This window comes from Lysinibacillus sp. DFXJR4, assembly GCF_057196045.1.
Genome location: NZ_JBXUNW010000027.1, coordinates 1 through 21369, shown reverse-complemented (window position 1 = coordinate 21369; position 21369 = coordinate 1). Strand labels below are relative to the sequence as shown.

General features: G+C 37.2%; 21 protein-coding genes. 17 read left to right on the top strand and 4 right to left on the bottom strand.

Annotated features, from left to right (window positions below; translation table 11 throughout):
* Positions 1-6 precede the first annotated feature (6 nt).
* The 13 genes from AC2CGN_RS24685 (at position 7) to AC2CGN_RS24625 (ending at position 13985) form a co-directional block, all read left to right on the top strand.
* Entirely contained in the window at positions 7-1623 is a 1617-nt protein-coding gene (locus AC2CGN_RS24685) for an ABC transporter substrate-binding protein (RefSeq protein ID WP_484516825.1), read from the top strand.
* Between the two features lie 224 nt (positions 1624-1847).
* Positions 1848-2852 carry an ABC transporter permease gene (locus AC2CGN_RS24680; RefSeq protein ID WP_429983049.1) on the top strand — a complete coding sequence of 335 codons (1005 nt, stop codon included), beginning with the start codon at positions 1848-1850 and terminating at the stop codon, positions 2850-2852.
* 12 nt (positions 2853-2864) lie between these two features.
* Positions 2865-3761 (top strand): nickel transporter permease, encoded by an 897-nt coding sequence (nikC, locus tag AC2CGN_RS24675; protein ID WP_429983048.1) that lies wholly within the window; start codon positions 2865-2867, stop codon positions 3759-3761.
* A gap of 284 nt (positions 3762-4045) precedes the next feature.
* Positions 4046-4663 (top strand): TerD family protein, encoded by a 618-nt coding sequence (locus tag AC2CGN_RS24670; protein ID WP_484516822.1) that lies wholly within the window; start codon positions 4046-4048, stop codon positions 4661-4663.
* 25 nt (positions 4664-4688) lie between these two features.
* Positions 4689-5270, top strand: a complete 582-nt coding sequence (locus tag AC2CGN_RS24665; protein WP_484516821.1) for a TerD family protein — start codon at positions 4689-4691, stop codon at positions 5268-5270.
* Between the two features lie 35 nt (positions 5271-5305).
* Positions 5306-5881 (top strand): TerD family protein, encoded by a 576-nt coding sequence (locus tag AC2CGN_RS24660; protein ID WP_286924846.1) that lies wholly within the window; start codon positions 5306-5308, stop codon positions 5879-5881.
* Positions 5882-5910: 29 nt separating this feature from the next.
* Entirely contained in the window at positions 5911-6657 is a 747-nt protein-coding gene (locus tag AC2CGN_RS24655) for a TerC family protein (protein WP_286924847.1), read from the top strand.
* An 85-nt stretch (positions 6658-6742) separates the two neighbouring features.
* Positions 6743-7936, top strand: coding sequence for an HpcH/HpaI aldolase/citrate lyase family protein (locus AC2CGN_RS24650; protein WP_484516818.1), 1194 nt, complete (start codon positions 6743-6745; stop codon positions 7934-7936).
* Positions 7917-9278 carry a phosphoribosyltransferase family protein gene (locus AC2CGN_RS24645; RefSeq protein WP_484516816.1) on the top strand — a complete coding sequence of 454 codons (1362 nt, stop codon included), beginning with the start codon at positions 7917-7919 and terminating at the stop codon, positions 9276-9278. Before AC2CGN_RS24650 ends, AC2CGN_RS24645 begins: the two co-directional genes overlap by 20 nt.
* Positions 9275-10375: a cysteine protease StiP family protein gene (locus AC2CGN_RS24640; protein ID WP_484516814.1), complete on the top strand. Its 1101-nt coding sequence runs from the start codon at positions 9275-9277 to the stop codon at positions 10373-10375. Before AC2CGN_RS24645 ends, AC2CGN_RS24640 begins: the two co-directional genes overlap by 4 nt.
* Positions 10376-10386: 11 nt before the next feature.
* The gene (locus tag AC2CGN_RS24635; protein WP_484516812.1) at positions 10387-11199 is read left to right on the top strand and encodes an HAD family hydrolase; all 813 of its coding nucleotides are present in this window, start codon (positions 10387-10389) and stop codon (positions 11197-11199) included.
* A gap of 97 nt (positions 11200-11296) precedes the next feature.
* The gene (locus tag AC2CGN_RS24630) at positions 11297-12928 is read left to right on the top strand and encodes a YceG family protein (RefSeq protein WP_484516810.1); all 1632 of its coding nucleotides are present in this window, start codon (positions 11297-11299) and stop codon (positions 12926-12928) included.
* 22 nt (positions 12929-12950) lie between these two features.
* The gene (locus tag AC2CGN_RS24625; protein ID WP_484516809.1) at positions 12951-13985 is read left to right on the top strand and encodes a toxic anion resistance protein; all 1035 of its coding nucleotides are present in this window, start codon (positions 12951-12953) and stop codon (positions 13983-13985) included.
* Between the two features lie 152 nt (positions 13986-14137).
* Here AC2CGN_RS24625 and AC2CGN_RS24620 read toward each other — a convergent pair whose 3' ends face one another.
* From AC2CGN_RS24620 to AC2CGN_RS24610, 3 genes are all read right to left on the bottom strand, one after another.
* Positions 14138-14770, bottom strand: a complete 633-nt coding sequence (locus AC2CGN_RS24620; RefSeq protein WP_369593790.1) for a TerD family protein — start codon at positions 14768-14770, stop codon at positions 14138-14140.
* 134 nt (positions 14771-14904) lie between these two features.
* Positions 14905-15993: an FUSC family protein gene (locus AC2CGN_RS24615; RefSeq protein ID WP_283869590.1), complete on the bottom strand. Its 1089-nt coding sequence runs from the start codon at positions 15991-15993 to the stop codon at positions 14905-14907.
* Positions 15994-16135: 142 nt separating this feature from the next.
* On the bottom strand, positions 16136-17422 hold the full coding sequence (locus AC2CGN_RS24610; protein ID WP_429983040.1) for a glutamate-1-semialdehyde 2,1-aminomutase: 1287 nt from the start codon (positions 17420-17422) through the stop codon (positions 16136-16138).
* 130 nt (positions 17423-17552) lie between these two features.
* Between AC2CGN_RS24610 and bcp the strand changes: the two genes are divergently transcribed.
* From bcp to perR, 3 genes are all read left to right on the top strand, one after another.
* Positions 17553-18029, top strand: coding sequence for a thioredoxin-dependent thiol peroxidase (gene bcp, locus AC2CGN_RS24605; RefSeq protein ID WP_283869588.1), 477 nt, complete (start codon positions 17553-17555; stop codon positions 18027-18029).
* Positions 18026-18970: a D-2-hydroxyacid dehydrogenase gene (locus AC2CGN_RS24600; protein ID WP_484516806.1), complete on the top strand. Its 945-nt coding sequence runs from the start codon at positions 18026-18028 to the stop codon at positions 18968-18970. Before bcp ends, AC2CGN_RS24600 begins: the two co-directional genes overlap by 4 nt.
* Before the next feature lie 259 nt (positions 18971-19229).
* Positions 19230-19673, top strand: a complete 444-nt coding sequence (perR, locus tag AC2CGN_RS24595; protein ID WP_286924857.1) for a peroxide-responsive transcriptional repressor PerR — start codon at positions 19230-19232, stop codon at positions 19671-19673.
* A gap of 23 nt (positions 19674-19696) precedes the next feature.
* Here the strand turns inward: perR and AC2CGN_RS24590 are convergent, their stop codons facing one another.
* Positions 19697-20047 (bottom strand): YgzB family protein, encoded by a 351-nt coding sequence (locus AC2CGN_RS24590; protein WP_054772457.1) that lies wholly within the window; start codon positions 20045-20047, stop codon positions 19697-19699.
* 147 nt (positions 20048-20194) lie between these two features.
* Here AC2CGN_RS24590 and AC2CGN_RS24585 point away from each other — a divergent pair, with 147 nt between their 5' ends.
* The gene (locus AC2CGN_RS24585) at positions 20195-21079 is read left to right on the top strand and encodes a nucleotidyltransferase-like protein (protein WP_429983038.1); all 885 of its coding nucleotides are present in this window, start codon (positions 20195-20197) and stop codon (positions 21077-21079) included.
* Positions 21080-21369: the final 290 nt, after the last annotated feature.

The following is a 21369-nucleotide window of genomic DNA, read 5'->3' as shown; positions in this document are numbered from 1 at the left end:
AATTTAATGAAGAAAAAAAAGCTATGGACTTTGGGTGTAATGTTTATCCTTGTTCTCTCGACAATCTTAGCTGCTTGTGGTGGCTCTGATACTAAGGATACGGGTAGTAAAGATGCTTCAACTGGTGGCGATAAGGCTAATAGCAACGAACCAAAAATATTAGTCTATGGTCGTGGTGGAGATTCTGTAGCACTAGACCCTGCTGTTGTCACAGACGGTGAATCCTTTACAGTTACAGCTAATATATATGAGACTTTAGTTAACTTTGGTGAAAAAGATGTAACGATTCAACCAGGTTTGGCAAAATCATGGGAGCCGTCAGAGGATGGATTAACTTATACATTCCAACTACAAGAGGGTGTAAAATTCCATGATGGCACAGATTTCAACGCAGAGGCAGTTGTCAAAAATATTGAACGTTGGAAATCAAGCAATGATAAATATCCATATTTTAAAACTCAATTTGTCGTTGGTGACAAGCAAATTATAGAATCTGCTACTGCTGAGGGTGACTATACGGTTGTTCTTAAGTTAAGCCAACCACAAGCACCATTCCTGAAAAATTTAGCGATGTCTCCATTTGCAATTGCTTCTCCGAAAGCTTTTGAGGCAGATGAAGAGGGATTATCCACAAATCCTGTAGGAACAGGTCCATTCAAGTTTGTTAGCTGGGAACGTAATGCTTCGATAACGATTGAGAAAAACCCAGATTACTATATTGATGGCTATCCAAAATTAGATAAAGTTATTTATCGTTCTATACCAGAAAACACTGCACGATTAACTGAATTAACGAGTGGCAATATTGATGTAGCTGATGGCTTAAGTCCATCTGATAAAGGAACAATCGAAGGAGATGCCAACTTACAGCTAATTGAACGTCCTTCTATGAACGTTGGGTATTTAGGTTTAACAGTTACTCGACCTCCATTTGATAATGTAAAGGTGCGTCAGGCAGTAAACTATGCTATTGATAAACAAGCACTAGTGGATGCATTTTATGAAGGGTTAGCGGAGCCAGCGAAGAACCCAATGCCACCAGTAATTTCTGGTTATAACGATGAGGTTAAAGGTTATACGTATGATCCTGAAAAAGCGAAGGCATTACTTGCTGAAGCAGGCTATGATGGCAAAGAGATTGAGCTATGGGCAATGCCAGTACCACGACCATACATGCCAGATGGTCAAAAGGTTGCAGAAGCGATTCAAAAGAACTTAGAAGATGTAGGCATTAAATCTAAAATTGTGTCATATGAATGGGCTACTTATTTAGATAAAGCTGAAAAAGGTGAAGCAGATGCATTCTTACTTGGCTGGACAGGTGATAATGGAGATGCGGATAACTTCCTATATTCATTATTAGACGGCGATAATATCCATTCTAATAACTATACATTCTATGACAACAAAGAATTACACAAGCTATTAACAGCTGCTCAAACTGAAATTGATGAGGATAAGCGTAATGAATTGTATAAGCAGGCTCAAGTTATTATTTCTGAGGATGCTCCATGGGTTCCTCTTGCTCACTCTATTCCAATTTTAGCTGCTAACAAGAAAGTTACAAATTATATTGCGCACCCTACTGGCTCTGACCGTTTAGATGCAGTAGATATTCAATAGTAAAGTTCATTTTTTAATTGAAAAAAGGGATGTAAAGAATCTGCTTGCTTTTCTGCGGGTAAGCCGTGGAATTCTCGCAGATTCTTTTCTAGTAAAAGAAAATTATATTCTCCTGTATGAAAGATCTCATCTAAACATTTAAAGCCGTTTGGTGAAAGCTCAACCTTTCAACAGTATATAAAGACTTCAAAGTAGATTATGAAAATCATAGAGAGGTGATGAAAATGCTTCACTATATGGGGAGACGATTCCTTCAACTAATCCCAGTTTTGCTTGGAATGACTTTTATCGTCTTTATGTTGATACGTGCAATACCTGGTAATCCAGCACAAGTTATTTTAGGACAACAGGCAACAAAAGAGGCGGTCGAGGCATTAAACGCAAGTTTAGGATTAGATAAACCTTGGTATACACAATATTTTAGTTATTTGTCAGGTATTTTCCAGGGAGATCTGGGGGTTTCCTTACGTACTAAATTACCTGTATCAGAAGAAATTTTTCCATACTTGGCAGCAACAGCTGAGCTTGCACTTTTTGCCATGATTATTGCTATCATTATTGGTGTGAATGCTGGCATTATTTCTGCATGGTTCCAAAATTCTTGGTTCGACTATATTGCAATGATAGTGGCATTAGTTGGTGTATCTGTACCAGTATTCTGGCTAGGTTTAATGGAGCAATGGGCATTTAGTAGTAAGCTTGGCTGGTTGCCTACTTCTGGTCGAGAGGATGTTCGAAACCCAATAGCCGCCATAACCCATTTCTATTTACTTGATACCCTTATTCAAGGACGCTTTGATCAATTCATTGAAGTCGTAAAGAGATTAATATTACCAGGAGTAGCACTTGCGACCATTCCGATGGCTATTATTGCAAGAATCACAAGGTCTTCTATGCTAGAAGTAATGCGCTCGGATTATGTACGTACAGCAAGAGCGAAAGGCCAAAAAATGTTTATTGTTGTTTATAAGCATGCACTAAAGAATGCTGTGATTCCTGTGTTAACGGTAATTGGTCTACAAACAGGATTACTCCTAGGTGGTGCCATACTAACAGAGACTATTTTTAGTTGGCCAGGAATTGGTCGTTATATTTATGATGCGATTGGCTTCAGGGATTACCCTGTTATTCAATCAGGTATTCTAATCGTTGCATTTATTTTCATCATGATTAACTTAATTGTGGATTTGCTGTATACAGTGATTGATCCGCGTATTAAATACAAATAGAAGGGAGCTGCAATGATGACTGGAGCAATGGATATCAAAAAAGAAGCAGTACCAACTCGAGAACGTGCGGTAGGTCCGTGGCTCGAAGGCTGGCGGAGCTTTAAAAAGAGTAAAGTCTCCCTTATAGGAGCAGGAATTGTTCTATTTTTTATTTTACTTGCTATAGTTGGGCCCTACCTTGCACCACAGGACATCAATGAACAAAATTTTGCGAAGCGCTTGTTGGCACCATCCAGTGAACATTGGTTTGGAACGGATGATTTTGGACGAGATATTTTTTCTAGAATCATTCATGGTGCACGGATTTCATTATGGGTAGGCTTTTTCTCAGTTATTTTATCCGTAATCGTTGGTAGTTTACTTGGTATTATTGCAGGCTATTATGGAAAATGGATCGATACGATTATTTCACGTATTTTTGATATTATGCTAGCTTTCCCTAGTATGCTGTTAGCGATTGCAGTAGTGTCGGTGCTAGGTCCATCTTTACAAAATGCATTAATTGCCATAGCAATAATTAACATTCCGAATTTTGGTCGTTTAATTCGCTCTAAAGTATTGAGTGTCAAGGAAGAGGAATATATTGTAGCGGCTAAAGCAATTGGCATGCGTGATACACGAATTTTATTTTCTCATATTTTACCGAATTCCATAACACCAATAATTGTACAAGGAACACTAGCTATTGCGACAGCCATTATTGAAGCGGCGGCATTAGGTTTCCTTGGACTAGGAGCTCAAGCACCAGCACCCGAATGGGGAAAAATGCTAGCTGATGCTCGGAAGTTTTTAATAAATGCTCCATGGACAATGATATTCCCAGGTCTAGCTATTATGTTAACAGTTCTCGGCTTTAACCTAATGGGTGATGGACTGCGTGATGCACTTGATCCAAAAATGAAAAGCTAGTATATGCTCATTAGCCTTCTACAAGTTAGAAGGTTTTTTAACTGCATTAAAAGAAACTCATTTACAGTGAAAACATCATGATTATGAAGATTTCTCGAAAATAAGGCTCATATTGGCATCGACATTTTGGAGCCATTAATTGAATTTTTTGTAATGTTATTTTAGACTTATTATAATGGTGAAAAACGACAATCTTTTATGAAATATATAAAGATTCGACTTTACATTATTTCTTTACATATAATCTTTTAGTTGGCAACACATAGTTTAGGAGGGTGATTAAATTGGGAATTAATTTGCAAAAAGGGCAACGGGTCGATTTAACAAAAGGGAATGCTGGTTTAAATAAAATCAAAGTAGGTTTAGGCTGGGACCCTGTAAGTCAAGAAAAAAGCGGCGGTTTATTTGGAGGCTTATTTTCAAGTAGAAATAGCGGCAGTGGTAGAAACATCGACTGTGATGCCTCTGTATTAATGCTGCAAGATGATAAGGTTGTTGCGGGAGACGATGTTGTTTATTTTGGAAAATTAACAAGTAACTGCCGCTCTGTTCAACATTCAGGTGATAATTTAACAGGTGATGGCGATGGTGATGATGAAGTTATTACAATTGAGCTGTCGTCTGTACCGTCTCAATATAACAAGCTGGTGTTTATTGTAAACATCTATGATGCAGCAGGCCGTAATCAACACTTTGGCATGATTCAAAATGCATATATTCGTGTGTATGATGACAGGACAGGTAGTGAGCTAATTCGCTATAATTTAACTGATAACTATTCGAACTTAACGACGCTTGTCTGTGGTGAAATTTACCGCCATAACAATGATTGGAAATTTGCTGCAGTTGGAACAGGAACAAATGACGTGAAACTTGGCGACGTTGTTCGAAGATATCAATAAATAATTAACTAGGAGGAGAAAGATAATGGGTATTTCATTACAAAAAGGTCAAAAGGTAGATTTAACAAAAACAAATCCAGGATTAACAAATGTAATTGTTGGTTTAGGCTGGGATACAAATAAATATGATGGTGGACATGATTTCGATTTAGACTCATCTGTATTTTTACTTGCAGATACAGGCAAAGTAGCAGATCAAAATGATTTTATTTTCTACAATAATACAACAGGTGGCAACGGCTCTGTTGAACATTCCGGGGATAATTTAACTGGCGATGGTGACGGTGACGATGAAGTGGTAAAAGTTGCATTAACACAAGTACCTACACATGTACAACGACTAGCATTTACTGTAACAATCCATGATGCAGAGGCACGCAGTCAAAACTTTGGTATGGTTTCTAATGCCTATATTCGTATTGTCAATGCTGCTTCCAACGAAGAAATTATTCGTTATGATTTAGGTGAGGATTTCAGTATTGAAACAGCAGTCGTAGTAGGGGAATTATACCGCCATAACGGAGAATGGAAATTTAATGCGATTGGTGCCGGTTACCAAGGTGGCTTAGCTGCACTATGTAATGACTATGGCTTGAGTGTAAACTAAAAAATTTCAACTTTGAACGGAAAGGGAGATTTTCAATGGCTATTCAATTAAGCAAAGGACAACGTATTGATTTAACAAAACAAGATCCAGGCCTAAACAGTATTGGAATCGGCTTAGGCTGGGATGTAAAGCAATTTGATGGTGGACAAGACTTTGACCTTGATGCATCTGTATTTTTACTAGATGCGTCAGGTAAATGCCGTAATGAACAAGACTTTATCTTTTATAATAATTTAACGAGCCCAGATCAATCTGTTGTGCATACTGGTGATAACCGTACAGGAGAAGGTGATGGGGATGATGAAAAGGTCCTTGTAAACTTAAAGCAAGTGTCTCCACAAATTGAAAAGATTGTTGTGACGGTTACAATCTATGACGCGGAGGGCCGTCATCAAAACTTCGGTCAGGTTCTGAATGCCTATGTTCGTTTAACGAATGAGGAGTCAGGGGCAGAAGTATTGCGTTATGATTTAGGTGAAGATTTCAGCATTGAAACTGCCGTTGTTTTTTGTGAGCTTTACCGCCATAATGGTGAGTGGAAGTTTGCCGCAGTAGGCTCAGGCTATCAGGGTGGCTTAGCAGCATTAGTTAATGCATATGGCCTACAATAATTTGGATAGGTAAAGATGGAGGATCTTTTTTGGACGTTTTCAACGAGATATTAAATACATATGCACAGTTTTTTAACTGGCACATGTGGGGACAGGTTTTAACAGATCCAGTATCATGGGGCCTAATTTTTTCATTGATTATTATGGAAGGCCTATTGTCTGCAGACAATGCGTTAGTTTTAGCTGTTCTTGTTAAACATCTTCCAAAGCATCAGCGAAAAAAAGCGTTAATGTATGGGATGTTTGGAGCATATTTCTTCAGATTTCTCTTCATCGGTATTGGTGTTTACCTCGTGAAGTTCTCCATCGTTAAAGTAATTGGTGCGACTTATTTAATGTGGTTAGTCATACTACATTTTAAAAATAAGAGCGATGATGAAGGAGAAGCACATGAGTTTAAAAAGACGGGTTGGATGGTTCGCGTTTTTGGAACGTTCTGGGCGACTGTTATTTCAGTTGAATTAATGGATGTTGCCTTTTCAGTAGACTCTATACTAGCAGCGTTTGCGATATCAGATCAAGTTTGGGTACTATTATTAGGTGGAGTTTTAGGGATTATTATGATGCGTACTATCGCTGGCGTATTCCTATCATTGATAGAGCGAGTACCTGAGCTTGAAACAACTGCCTATATTTTGATTGCGATTATTGCTCTGAAAATGTTCGCAAGTATTTTTGGATTCCATCTTTCGCATGAATTATTCTTTATTATTTTAATTGCTGCATTCTTGCTGACATTTGTTGTACACAAGATGAATAAGAAAACAGCCGTGTAAACAAGGCACTGTATTGGTCTGTAGGGAACAGGCTGATACAGTGCTTTTTTCACAGAAGGTATGCTATTACTGGGGAGAGGATTAAATGCAACACTTTGCAACAGAAGCAGAGACGATTTTTTATAAGAAGCCACAGCCCTTTACCAAATTGGATACGCCAGATATTCTGTCATATGCCTTAGGTGCGACTTTGTATATGCCAGCTTCCATGCCTAATATTGTGGGTTTGATTCAATCGCAAAAATATAAAGAGCTTACATCACTTGTCATTGACTTAGAGGATGCAGTAGGAGATACAGAATTACTAGATTGTGAAGCAAAATTGATGGAGGATATTAGTGAGTTATATGAGCTATATAACCAAAAACAATTGCAATTACAAGATCTACCACTCCTGTTTATTCGTGTACGTCATGTAGAACAATTTAATTATTTAATAACTTCATTAGGAAAGAAACAGGAAATATTAACTGGTTATGTATTTCCAAAATTTACGGCAGCACAAGGAGCCCGGTATTTTGAGTTACTTGAACAAACCATTTTGGAACATCATTTAACCTTATATGGTATGCCAATTTTAGAAAGTCGTGAGGTATTATATAAGGAATCTCGTATGGAGGCATTATTAAGCATTAAAGAAGTTCTACATCAATACAGGGAACGCGTATTAAATGTGCGTATTGGTGCAACTGATTTTTGTGGTATATACGGAATTCGCCGCCGTATGGACTCGACTATTTATGATATCAGTGTGATTAGAGATTGTATAGCAGATATAGTCAATGTCTTAGGTCGTGAGGAAGATGGTTTTGTTATTTCTGGGCCTGTGTGGGAGTATTTTAGTAATCAACGTGTATTAAAGCCTGCATTAAGAGTGACGCCATTTAGTGAAAAAGGTGCGCTTGATACAAGGAAAGCATTGTTAGACGATTGTTTAGATGGATTAATGAAGGAAGTTTTAATGGATAAACAAAACGGCATTATGGGGAAAACGGTCATTCACCCTAGTCATGTCCGTGTCGTGCATGCACTTTATGCGATTTCGTATGAGGAGTATTTAGATGCATTGAGCATTGTAGAAAATAGGGATGGTCACAAAGGTGTTATGAAAAGTCACTATGCTAATAAAATGAATGAAATCAAACCACATATGAGATGGGCGCAACGAATCTTAAAACAAGCACATGTCTATGGCGTCTATCACGAGTCTTTAGATTTTGCCTCACTGTTATTAAATTCTGAAATAGGTGGTAGTGTTTATGCAGCAACAAATGAGTAAACTAAGCATTTTGCCAAATTATACAATTAATATTGAAGTCACTCATAATCCTCATAATTTTGCATTGACAGATTTATTTAAAATGGCAGCACGTATTAATAAGAAGAGACAGTTTTTGTTTGTGAGCACTGTACTTGGCAAGCATTTAGCTGTTCGTCCCCAAGTCCCATTATTGACTGGAACGCTTCTAGCCTGTATGTATAATCAGCATCTTAGTGGTCAAACTGTGCTTGCTATGCCATCTGTTGTAAAAGCATTAAAAGATTGTACAGAGTTGGATGGAATTCAGGATTCAACGGAGGGTTCCATACCACTGTCTGAGGAAACATTGTTTATTGGATTTGCTGAGACAGCCACTGCACTTGGACATGCTGTATTTAATGCATTCCAAACGAATGCCATGTATATCCATACCACACGTGAAGTACTGCCAGATTTTGAACCATTTGTTACATTCGAGGAAGAGCATTCCCATGCAACAAGCCATAGAATTTATACAGAAGAGCCTGATGTTTTACTGCAAGCTAAACGTATTGTGTTAATTGATGACGAGATTACTACTGGTAATACGGTTATTAACATTATTCAAACACTGAGACAGAAGTTTCCGCTTGTTAAGAAGTATGCTGTACTATCTATTTTAGATTGGCGTTCAGAACAACAACAAAAGGTGTTTCAGCAATTAGAAAAGCAATGGGGGATCTCTATTGAGTTCATCGCCATTATGTGTGGTCAATTTAGCTGTGAGGGAGCACCAAATTTAACAAGCGAGCAACCAAAAATAACAACATGTGCCCCTCAGGACATCACACTAATACCAATCAAAGAATCTCTTGATTGCAAATTCTATCGTTCTATTGCAGGGAATGGTCTTGTAAACAATCAACCTTATGTACTAGCAACAGGAAGATTTATGCTAACGACAAAACAGCATATTGAACAAAAGAAAATGCTACAGGCAATCGCCAAGCAATTAAAAGAGCTACGAACGGGTGGACCAACACTTGTTGTTGGAACAGGGGAATTTATGTATGTCCCTATGCAAATTGCCTCTTATTTAGGAGAAGATGTTTATTTTCAATCATCGACCCGTAGTCCAATTTATTGTACAGATGAACTAGACTATACGATTACAGAAAAAATAGTCTTTGAAAGCCCAGAGAACAATGGGGTTGAAAATTATTTATATAATATACAAAACCGGCCATATTCGGAACTTTTCATTATTGTGGAACGTATAGCAAATAAAGAGATAATTGGCCGCTTGGTAGAGGCATTACAATCCATCAGTAGCGCAAAAATATATGTGATTTCTATGCATGAAGTGGAGGTAGAACGATGATATCGACTTTACAGCCAGATAAAATGGGGAGCTATGCACCAGAGGATGTTATGTTTTTATTGCGTGATATTAGTAATGTTTTTCTTGAAATGGATAATGAAAAACGTGAACAACTTATTCAAACGGGCACGCATTATTCTGAAATGCTACCAATGGAATACCAACCATCTAAAACATATATGGATCTATTTTATAAAACTTTAGATACTTACGCTGAAAGAATAGCAATAGCTGTTGGTGTGGTAGCAGAGCAAATTATCCAAAATAGAGGGCTAGATAATTTAATTCTTGTTAGCTTAGCAAGAGCAGGTACACCAATTGGCATTTTAATTAAACGGTATATACAAATGCGCTATAAGGTGAATGTACCACATTACTCAATATCTATTCTGCGTGGTCGTGGCTTTGATGAAACGGCAATTCGTTACATGTTGGCACAACATCCTCAAGGTTGTCTTCAATTTATTGATGGTTGGACGGGTAAGGGTGCTATTACCAAAGAATTACTACATTCCTGTCAAAAGTTTAATACACAACATCAAGTACAATTGAATGCCAATTTAGCCGTTTTGGCAGATCCAGGGCATTGTGCCGCCATTTATGGAACTCGTGAAGATTTTTTAATTCCATCTGCTTGTTTAAATTCGACGGTGTCTGGATTGGTGAGTAGAACAGTATTAAATCTACAGTTTATGGATGAGGAAGACTTTCATGGTGCAAAATACTACAAAGAATTAGAGAAGATGGATGTGTCAAACTTGTACATAGAACGCATTGTCACATGCTTTGATAATGTGCAGAGTGAGATTATACGGCAACTTCAAGAGCTGCCCAACTCCGCAATAACTTGGGAGGGCATGAAATCCGTGCAAAGGATTCAGCAGGATTTTGATATTGATAATATTCATTTTATCAAACCTGGTGTTGGAGAAACGACAAGAGTGTTACTAAGACGAATCCCCTGGAAAATCCTGGTTAATCCACAATGCATTCATGAGCTGGAACATATTTTATTATTAGCTCGTGAAAAAAATGTATTGATAGAACAATATTCGGATATGTCCTATTCATGTTGCGGCTTAATAAAAGAATTGTAGAGGAGAATAAGATGATACTATTTACATCAGATTTAGATAGAACACTTATTTATTCTAAACGTATGATGGAGATGTTTCCGCCAAATACAGAGACAATGGTAGTTGAGCGGAAGGCTGATAAAGACATGAGCATGATGACAAAGGCAACAGCAGCTTTATTGCAGGAGGTGCATCAGCAAACACTATTTGTACCTGTTACGACAAGAGCATTGCATGAATATCAGAGAATACATTTTATTAATGACTTGTGCCCAACTTTTGCAATTACAAGCAATGGGGGTACAATATTAGAAAAAGGTCAGCCATATGACAAATGGACGAAAACATTATGTAGACGAATTGAAGAATCCTCCATTCCACGAGAGGATATGTTAAAACTATTTCAAACAATCAAATCCGATACATGGCTACAACGTTCTTTCTATATAGATGATCTTTTTTATGTACATCATGTGGATAATGATGTTTTACGCCAAGATGAATTAAATGCAATAATTCAAGAGTTTGACGCTCACGGCTGGTACGTTCTTCTACAAGGTAAAAAATTGTATTTTATGCCCAAGGTACTGACAAAGGAAGCGGCTATAGATTATATGAAGGAATTTTGTACATACGATGTGCATATAGCAGCAGGCGATTCTATTATGGATTACGGAATGCTATCCATAGCTGATTTAGCATTTACACCGAATCATGGAGATTTAAAGGATAAACAGCCAAATGTTCTACCAAATACAACCTACTCAATTCATAATGGTGAAGCATTTACAAAAGATTTGCTAGAAGCCGTTTTACAAATTGCCACACAACAAACGGTAGTTTAGTTTTAAATACTTATTTGCTGTCATAGGTAAGACTATTCTATGACAAATGAATTCTTAAGCCTATGCTAAAGGATGATTTTTTAGGAGGTGCGTTTGTATGCAAACAATCACAATTCAATCAGTGTTGGAGCGAAATCCTGATGATTGGCTACAGGCGTTTCAAGATTCACCAAAGAATCGTGCATTTTATGAGGAAACATCACAACAAATAACTTTTAGCCGAATTGCAGTACGTGTATTAGGAGTGCCAATTGAAGAGGATGATTATTTCAATTCATTATTTACCATGTCACAAACCCAAAGTATTCATATTTTAAGTGAAGAATTAAATAAAAATATTGAACAAAAAGACTTTCAGGCCATACAAACGATTCTAGAACAACATCAGCAAACACCTAAAGGGCTGTCTATTAATCGATTAGTTGCAATGATGTATGGGTATCAATTAATACCTAAGCATGATGATAGTGTAATGAACCGACATTTACAGCTAGCAACCATTAAAATTGTCGAACTTTTTCAGCAACAACAATCTTTAGGTCTACTTGCGAATGAATTTCGCCGTTTTTTAATTGATTTGGTGAAGTGGTTAAAAAACCATTGGATTCAATGGACACAGGCAATGAAGCCGACAGATGATTTTCCTAAGGTTGTGTGGTATGGGGAGACGACTGTTAGTCAGCGTTATTTTCTATTATTGCTAATGGAGCTAGGTTGTGACGTATTAATTTTTCATCCAGCTAAAATAGATGAATTTGCAGAGATCGATCCTACAGATTCTTTTTCAATCAGTTATTCGTATGCAAGTGAAACAACTTTACAGCCATTTCCTGACAAGCTTCGTGATCGTCAGGCAACTGTAGGCTATCGTTCGAGTCAGCATTTTGAACAATTAATGCATGATCAGCAATCAGGAGTTTTTAAGCCTTGGCAATTTAAAGATCTTATGCCACGCTCCTTAACACTAAGAATGACCTATGATGATATTTTTATTTATGCGAAAGAAAAGGCCATGGTCCGACCGAAATTTGAAGTTATTGGAGATGAGATAATCATTCCAGTAATATTTGCAAAAATTAGTGGAGTGTCGAGCCAACGTGAAGAATACTGGCATTATATGCATCAATTACTGGCTAGTCCGCAAACCGTTTTTGTGCAGGAGTTCCCTTATTCAAAAACGAGCAAGGCAAACTTCCATTTTCACTATAAACATTGCTTAGTAAATGGGGAGCTGTCAGTAGAGCGCATTATGCAAAGTGATTGGTGGCAGTACGGGGAATTACCATTGGAGCTACAGCGTGCAATTTCTTATACGATAAAAGCTTCATGTGAGAAACCCATGTTAAAACAACAATCAAATGAGACTTTATATGATTTACAGTTATTTTTATTTAAACAGATGACAATGATTCCTCAGGATATACTGCGATTACTACAAAACTTTGACTACTCTCAAGAGGTACCAAAACTTGTATTATATCAAGCGCCACAGCAGCCAGCTTTATCACGTGAGGACATTGCATTACTAGCGTTTTTAAATCGCTTTGGTATGGATATTGTATTTTATAACCCGACAGGCAAACTAGATTTAGAGAGGCACTTACTAGAGGATTCATATGATGTACACCGTTTAGAGCATATGCTATTTGACTTGCCTTATGAAGAACCAAAGCAGCAAAAATCTGCACCAGATAAAATCATTAAAAAGCTCTTTAATCGTTTTTTCTGATGACAGGAAGGAGGCGGCACGAATGTCAAATAACCCTACGACAATTGAACAATTGACAGTGGAAACAGCAGAAGCCGTCAAACAACAATTATGGGGAAATACAGAGGTACAGCAAATTGCCAATAAGATTAATATAAAAAATCAGCAGGACTTAATGGAGTTGGGCAGAGAGCCAGCTACAAAATTAGCAAAATTCGCAGATCAAATTTTAGACTTAATCACCCAATCAGCATCCTATGAGTCAAATGAATTATTTAAGCAGCTTGAAGCCTTAATGTTGACATTTGATAAAAAAGATTTTGCTGAGCAAAAGGGCTTCTTCAAGAAACTATTTGCACGTAAAGCGAAAAGTAATGATGATATATTTGCGAAATACAATGTACTCAGTAGAGATATTGAAAAAATTCATTATCAATTTGTGCTTATGGAGGAGGAATTAGCAAAAGATAATCGAGTCTTGGCACGGTTATATAATGAGGATTTGATGTTTTATCTGGAGCTAGAAAAATATATTGTCGCAGCAGATATGAAACTACATGAAGTGCAAACAACCCTAATACCTATGTATGAGAAACAGGGTGAGGCGGGTAATCAAATGGCAAAAATGGAGCTCAATCGTTTGCAAGCAATTGCCGAGTTGCTTCAACAGAAAATAGATGAGTTGGAGAAATCACGTATGGTTGCCATTTTAACAGCCCCGCAAATTGAGATGCTGCGCAATGGAAATAGTGAATTGATGGAACAAATTAATGGTGCTTTTGTTAAGACCATCCCTGTATTCAAAATGGGGATACTGAATGCAGTGAATGAAAGGCGGCAGCAATTACAGAGTCAGTCAGCATTAGCTTTTGAAAACCGTGTCAAACAATTTGGAGGAGCCAGTAATGAAGCAGTTCAATTGAGCACTGCTCTAGCTCAGCAATCTGAAACAACACAAACACTTGAGGAAATTTGGGATACAATTATAGAGGGTATTACTAATTATCGTAAGCTTCATGGAGAATTAACAGCGCAGCGTAAGGTATCAGAGACACAGCTGATGGCATTAAGGACGTGAACCTTTAAAAGCTGACATCATTCAAAAAGAGATGATGTCAGCTTTTTTATCTTCATTTCAATTAACGTTTGCTAAGAGACTCCAATTTACAGGCAACTATGAATGCATTCTAAGATTGCTTAATATGTATAGGTTGAGCCCTAAGCATCGGCTTATTTTCTACCTGAACGCCATGATAGTCCCCAATTGTAGGCTTTGTCCATATCTTGATGTCCCTTAAAATATTCAACAAGTCGTTCAACTTTAAATGTTTCATTGTTCACATTTTCAATCATAGCTATTGCACACATATTTTTACCATTACGATGTTCGCTTAAACGAACTTCAATGCTAGGACCTGTTCCGTAGTTGATTGTCGCAATCCCATCAGCTTCAGCCCAATTTGCTACACCCTCATAGATAAATGTATAAACGAGCACTCGTTTAATGTCTCTCACCTTGTTTCCATTAATACGCAAATTCTCACCGCTGCTTGACATGCCAGTGCGATCATCACCATCTAGCTCAATAAAAGGGGCAGAATGCAAACTACCAAAAGCATTACCAAGAGCCTGAACACAACTTTTACTACCATCTGTCATTTCATATAAGCATCCTAAATCTAAATCAATCCCTCCTTTAGAATTGGTGCCGAATAAAGAAGATAAAAAGCCACCTGAATTTCTCTCAGTTCTCTGATTCCAGTTTAAATTGACTAAAATTTCACCAATCTCTTCATTTTGTGATTTTGTTAAGTTAACGAATTGACCTTTTTTAGTTAATTCAATTTTACTTAAATTGACCATGTATTGAACCGCCCCTTATTTTTACATTTACTTTTATTGTATCAAATTCTAAAAATATTTACAGATTTATGTAAAATATCAAAAACGACAAATTGATATTAGTCAATTTGTCGTAAAATTACCAATTTCATTTGTTATATAAACTCATCTTCTAGCTCCACATTAATCTCATGCCCATGATAGCTTTGATAGGACACAATAAGCGTATCCAAATGCTCTAAGTTTTCTTCGTAGTCTAGTATACGGGATAAAATATAAAGTAGGTGATAGCTCGAAAACTCCGTATCGCCTTCCTCATGTGCATAGGTTATTTGTTTGATGAAAATTTCCATTAGTTCATTGCGTTGAATATAATCAATGTTTTTACTCCATTCAGAATGCTCAGGCTTTAACTTTCCTGTATATTTTAATAGTAGCTGTTCATGATACGTAAGTAAAAAGTCCAGTCGCTCCTGAATCATTAAGTGAAATTGTGTTGGTAGCTGGGCCAATTCGTTTTCATGATTATGCAAACGTTGCAGCAATTCTAAACTTTTTTTAGATGTTAAAATCATTTGACGATAGACCACTAGCTTACGCACTTTAACATACTTTTTATGTTTGAGGTAATTGCGTTCTTCCTTATAGAAGTCATACAATGTATCAACTCTTAACATACGATTTTTAAATTTACTTAATGCTCCCTTTGTAGATGTATGTTCAGAAGCCTGACGAACAGCAAGTCGTGTCCATCGAATAATATCGTCTTGTAAAAAGTAAATCTTACGGAAAAGCTTTACCTCATACTTTGGAGGTAAAAAGACTAGGTTAACAACAAAGGCTGCTAACACCCCAACTAATATGGTAATAAAGCGAAAAAGACCGAACGTCAGGAAGTCATCTCCTTGAATTTCCATTATGGCAACGACTGTTACGAGCGCTAGTGACAATGATTTTTCAAGTTTAAATTTCAACATTATACCGATGGCAGTGATAACTGCAATGCCAACGGCTACTACATGGTGACCAAAAAGCAAGCCAAAAATGACTGCAATGGTAGCTCCTATAATATTAGCTTGTACTTGCTCCACAATCGTTTGATAGGATCGATAAATCGATGGCTGAATGGCAAAAATCGCTGCAATTCCAGCAAAAACCGGAGAAGAGAGATTTAGCAACTCCGCAATAAAGAGTGCTAGCACGATGGCAACACCAGTTTTGAATACACGGGCACCTAATTTCATAGAAAATCTGGATGTCCTTTCTGTCTAAAATTTTTAAGCTTCTTTACATTATAGAAGGAAGTGCTCATAAAATACATAAATTTGTATGCTGACATAAGAAAAAGACGACTCCTACTAGCGAGTCGTCTCTGTATTGTGATGTTTAAAGTTGTGAAAATGCATAGTCTACCGCTTTAATTGTTTCCAAAATATCTGCTTCAGTATGTTCAGTTGTTAAGAACCATGCTTCATATTTCGATGGAGCTAGATTGATACCTTGATTTAGCATTAATTTGAAGAAGCGACCGAAGATTTCTCCGTCAGCGTTTTCTGCTTGCTCATAGTTTTCTACTTTCACATCTGTAAAGTAAATAGTCAGTGCCCCTTTAAGACGATTTAATGTAATTGTTACTCCATGCTTTTTAGCTGCGGCTAAAATACCATTTTCTAAAATTCCACCTAGTCTATCCATTTCATCGTAAATCCCTGGTGTTTGTAGCACTTCTAGGCAGGCAATACCAGCTTGCATCGATGCAGGGTTTCCGGCCATAGTACCTGCTTGGTAGGCTGGGCCAAGAGGAGCGACTGTATCCATAATTTCTTTACGACCACCGTATGCGCCGATTGGCAAACCACCACCAATAACTTTCCCAAGTGCTGTTAGATCAGGTGTTAGTCCAAGTAAGTTTTGAGCACCACCATAATGGAAGCGGAATGCTGTGATAACCTCATCGTAAATCGTTAATGCTCCTTTTTCTTTTGCAGTAGCATGCACTAGCTCTAGGAAGCCCGGATTTGGCTCAACAATACCAAAGTTCCCTACGATTGGTTCGATTAAGATAGCGGCAATTTGTTCGCCCCATTTATCCATTGCTTCGGTAAAGGCATCAGGATTATTAAAAGGTACAGTAATTACTTCCTCAGCAGTAGAAGTTGTTACACCTGCTGAGTCTGGTGTTCCTAATGTAGCAGGACCTGAACCAGCGGCTACTAATACTAAATCGAAGTGGCCGTGATAGCAACCTGCAAATTTCATTATTTTCGTACGACCTGTATAGGCACGTGCAACGCGAATAGTTGTCATTACAGCTTCTGTACCAGAGTTATTAAAACGCACTTTATCCATAGACGGTATTGCTTCTTTTAACATTTTTGCAAAAGTAACCTCGTATTCCGTTGGTGTTCCAAATAACGTACCATTTTCAGCGGCATGGGTAATAGCCTTCGCAATATGTGGGTGACCATGTCCAGTTACGATAGGTCCATATGCCGCTAGATAGTCAATATAACGATTGCCGTCAACATCCCAGAAGTAAGCTCCTTTCCCACGAGCCATTGCTACAGGCGAGCCTCCGCCCACTGCTTTATAAGAACGAGAAGGGCTATTTACACCACCAACGATATGCTGTAGCGCTTCCGTGTGTATTGCTTCAGATTTTGTATGATTCATATGATTGCCTCCTATGTCTTTATACGTACTCTATTGTAGACCTATCAGTATCAGAAATCCAAAGAAATTAAGGAAAATGACTTGTTTTATCACTTGGAGTAAAATAGAACCTACAGAGGAGGAGATTATTGTGACTTTAATAGAAGGAAAAAAAGCGCCAGATTTTTCTCTTATAAATGAAAAAGGAGAGACGGTAAGGTTAGCAGATTTCAGAGGACAAAATGTAATAGTCTATTTTTATCCTAAAGATATGACACCAGGATGCACAACTGAGGCATGTGATTTCCGTGATAAGCATGAGGATTTTAGCCAACTAAATGCAGTTGTGCTCGGTATCAGTCCTGACGATGCAAAAAAGCATACCAAATTTATAGATAAGCATGGACTACCATTCTCCCTTCTTGTGGATGAGGATCATGCAGTTGCGGAGGCATATGGCGTATGGGTGTTGAAGAAGATGTATGGACGTGAGTATATGGGAATAGAACGTTCAACATTTTTAATTGATACAGAGGGGAATCTTATGAAGGCTTGGCGCAAAGTACGCGTGAAAAATCACATTGAAGAGGTATATACCTATTTAGCAGAATGGGAGGCGACAAAATGAGAATTTATTTTACATTTGAACCAAGACCTGATTTACGTGATCCGTTAGTAGCTGAGTTTCCACACGTAGATTTTATTTTTGAGACTGGCTTATCCATCGATGAGCTGCAAAGATCAGATGTACTTGTTACATATGGTGAGGATTTAAATAATGAAAATATGAATTACGCAACAAACCTGAAGTGGATTTTTGTAGCCTCGGCTGGAATTGAAAAAATGCCTGCTCAAGCTATTATGGAACGAAATATCTTAGTTTCAAATGTGCGAGGTATTCATAAAACGCCAATGGCAGAATCGATGCTTGCTCATATTTTAGCTATTAAACGTGCGCTACCATGGATATATGAGCAGCAGAAGAAGAGTGAATGGTCAAAAAAAGCAAAGCAATCTGAATTACGAGACAGTACAGCTCTTATTCTAGGACCTGGCGCTATTGGCTCAGAGGTAGGGCGTTTATTACAGGCTTTTGGTGTAACAACAATTGGCTGTAACCGTTCTGGGAAAGAAGCTGCTTATATGGATAACATGGTGTGTTTCGATCAATTAATGGAAGCTTTGCCTAAGGCTGATATCGTTATTTCTGTATTACCTAAAACGGATGAGACAACGCTTCTCTTAAAACTAGAGCATTTTAAAGCAATGAAAAGTAATGCGATCTTTATGAATTTTGGTCGTGGCAACTTAGTAGAGGAAGATACTTTAATTCAAGCCATTCAAGCAGGTGAAATTGGCTATGCTGTTTTAGACGTATTTGAGCAAGAGCCTTTAGCGGCAGATCATCCATTATGGTCCTTACCGAATGTTATCGTATCTCCACATATTTCAAGCCATTCTTCACGATATGTTGAACGCAGCTTAGAAATTTTTAAACCAAGTTTAGAAAAATGGTTACGGGGTGAGAAGGATTTAGAAAATGTGATGGATTTATCAAGAGGCTATTAACTCAAGTAAGAATTTATCAACAAAGCTTGGGTGACGTTTACAATAGAAAGTGTTAATTGAGATTTAGGTTATATAAGAAAGCTTCTTGCTGAAAGACCATTAACTTAGAAAGTAGAAACAGCTACCATTCAGGATGGAGACATTACATTGAAAAATGTTGTTGATTTAGAAGGTGTATGATTGACAGAACTAGGCCTAATTCGCTACACTAATTATAACAATTATAAATTAAGAATATTTATGGAAGAGGTGCATGGCGATGTCTGCAACGCATTTACAGGATGCCCTTGACACGTTAAAAACAACTGGTGTACGTATTACTCCTCAGCGTCATGCTATTTTGGAATATTTAATACAATCAATGGCACATCCAACTGCCGATGAAATTTATAAAGCACTTGAAGGAAGATTTCCAAATATGAGTGTAGCAACTGTTTATAATAACCTTCGTGTATTTCGTGAGGTTGGTTTAGTGAAAGAACTTACCTATGGTGACGCTTCGAGCCGCTTTGATTTCGTTACAAACGATCATTATCACATGATTTGTGAATGCTGTGGAAAAATAGTCGACTTCCATTATCCTGGTCTCGATGAAATCGAACATTTTGCATCACAAGTAACAGGCTTTGATGTGCATTCGCATCGCTTAGAGATATACGGCACTTGTCCATCATGTAAAGGTGTATCTACAAAAGTGCAATAAAAAAATCCTAGCTCTTAAATGGGCTAGGATTTTTTTGTCCTATTATAAGATTGGTCAAATTCTTTTCCTTCTAAAGTTGGATCTAATGTTAATGGCTCATTACAGTACATACACATATCTACACGACCTAAAACTTTTGTGTGTTTATGGCAATTAGGGCATTCTACTTGAACTGCTCGAGTTGAAAGAAGTCCAATCCAAGCATATACAACTGTACTGCCGATGATGCACAGAACACCGAGAGTCATAAAAATTAAGACGAGAATAGGATTGTTTTTAAAGAAAATTCCTCCATACATAACGATAAAGCCAATAAAAATAAGAGCTAATGCAAAGGAACGAATTTTATTAATTTTATTTTTATAAGGTTTCATATATTATCTTGCCTCCCAATCTAAAATCTACTATAACATATAAGAACAAAGTATTTTAGCTTTGAGAACATGGAAAGAAGGAATACTTTTAGAGTATGTCGAATTTTTAACGAAATAAAAGGCTACAAATAAATAGGGGGGCTGAACATGGAGCAAGTTTTGCGTCCAATATACCAGGAACGCGCGAGTCAGTCGAATACATTAGGTGTTATTTTAGTAGAAAAGCGTGATGAACAAAGTAATGTTACAGATACATTTGATACAGTTTTACTTATTATTGTAAAGGAAGCGGAAAAGCCAGTCTTTACGAAACATTACTTATATGAAGGAAATAAAGTAGCTTTACATACTGTTACTGAAAAGCTAATTCGAAAATGGCTGCTAATTGGTTCAAATAGAAAAGTGGTTGATTGGATTTTCTTTGGCAGGGTATTGTTTGATCGAAATGAGTTTCTTCATAAATTGAAAATTGAATTACAGGAGTTCCCGTTTAGTGGACGAAAGATTAAAACAGGCATTCAATTTTCAAAGTTAATTCGACGTTATTTAGAAGGCAAAGAATATTTTGATAAGGGAAGTTACTTAGATGCATATAATCATGTTGTAGATTCGTTACATCATCTGGGGCGTTTGTCCATTATCGATAGCGGGCTTTATCCTGAAGTAACTGTTTGGGCACAAGTGAAAAAAATTGAGCCAGCGATTTATAAATTATATGAAGAGCTTGTTTCGAGTAATGAACCGATAGAAAAACGCTTAGAGCTATTGTTTTTAGCAAGTGAATTTTTGATACACTCTCGTACTAGAGACGGTGCCCAGCATATATTAGAAGTAATGGAATCTAAAGAGACTTGGACCATCCAAGAGTTGCATGATCATCATGAGCTAGTGAATTACTCGGTTGATTTAGAGGTGTTTGTTGAATATCTGGTGGACAAAGGCTATATTCTTGTCGAACCGATCGCTGCAAAAAGTGAAATGATATTCCATCGACATTACAAAGTGAATAAAGAGGCTCTGGAAATGGAGTAAGGACTTGTAGTATGCTAGTAATCGAGGTATATATTAATACCTCGATATTTTTTTATAAAAAGTATTGACGTCTAATATATTGATATTGTATTATATTAATTGTCGCTAAGACATAACAAAACTTGATAGCTTCAAAAAAACTTTTTTAAAAAGTGATTGACAGAGATTGAGTGTGATGTTAATATAAAGAAGTCGCTGAAAAAAACGACTAAATAATGAACCTTGAAAACTGAACAAGCAAAACGTAATCAATATAGTTTTTAGTAGCAAGCTTTTGCTAGTGAACGAAA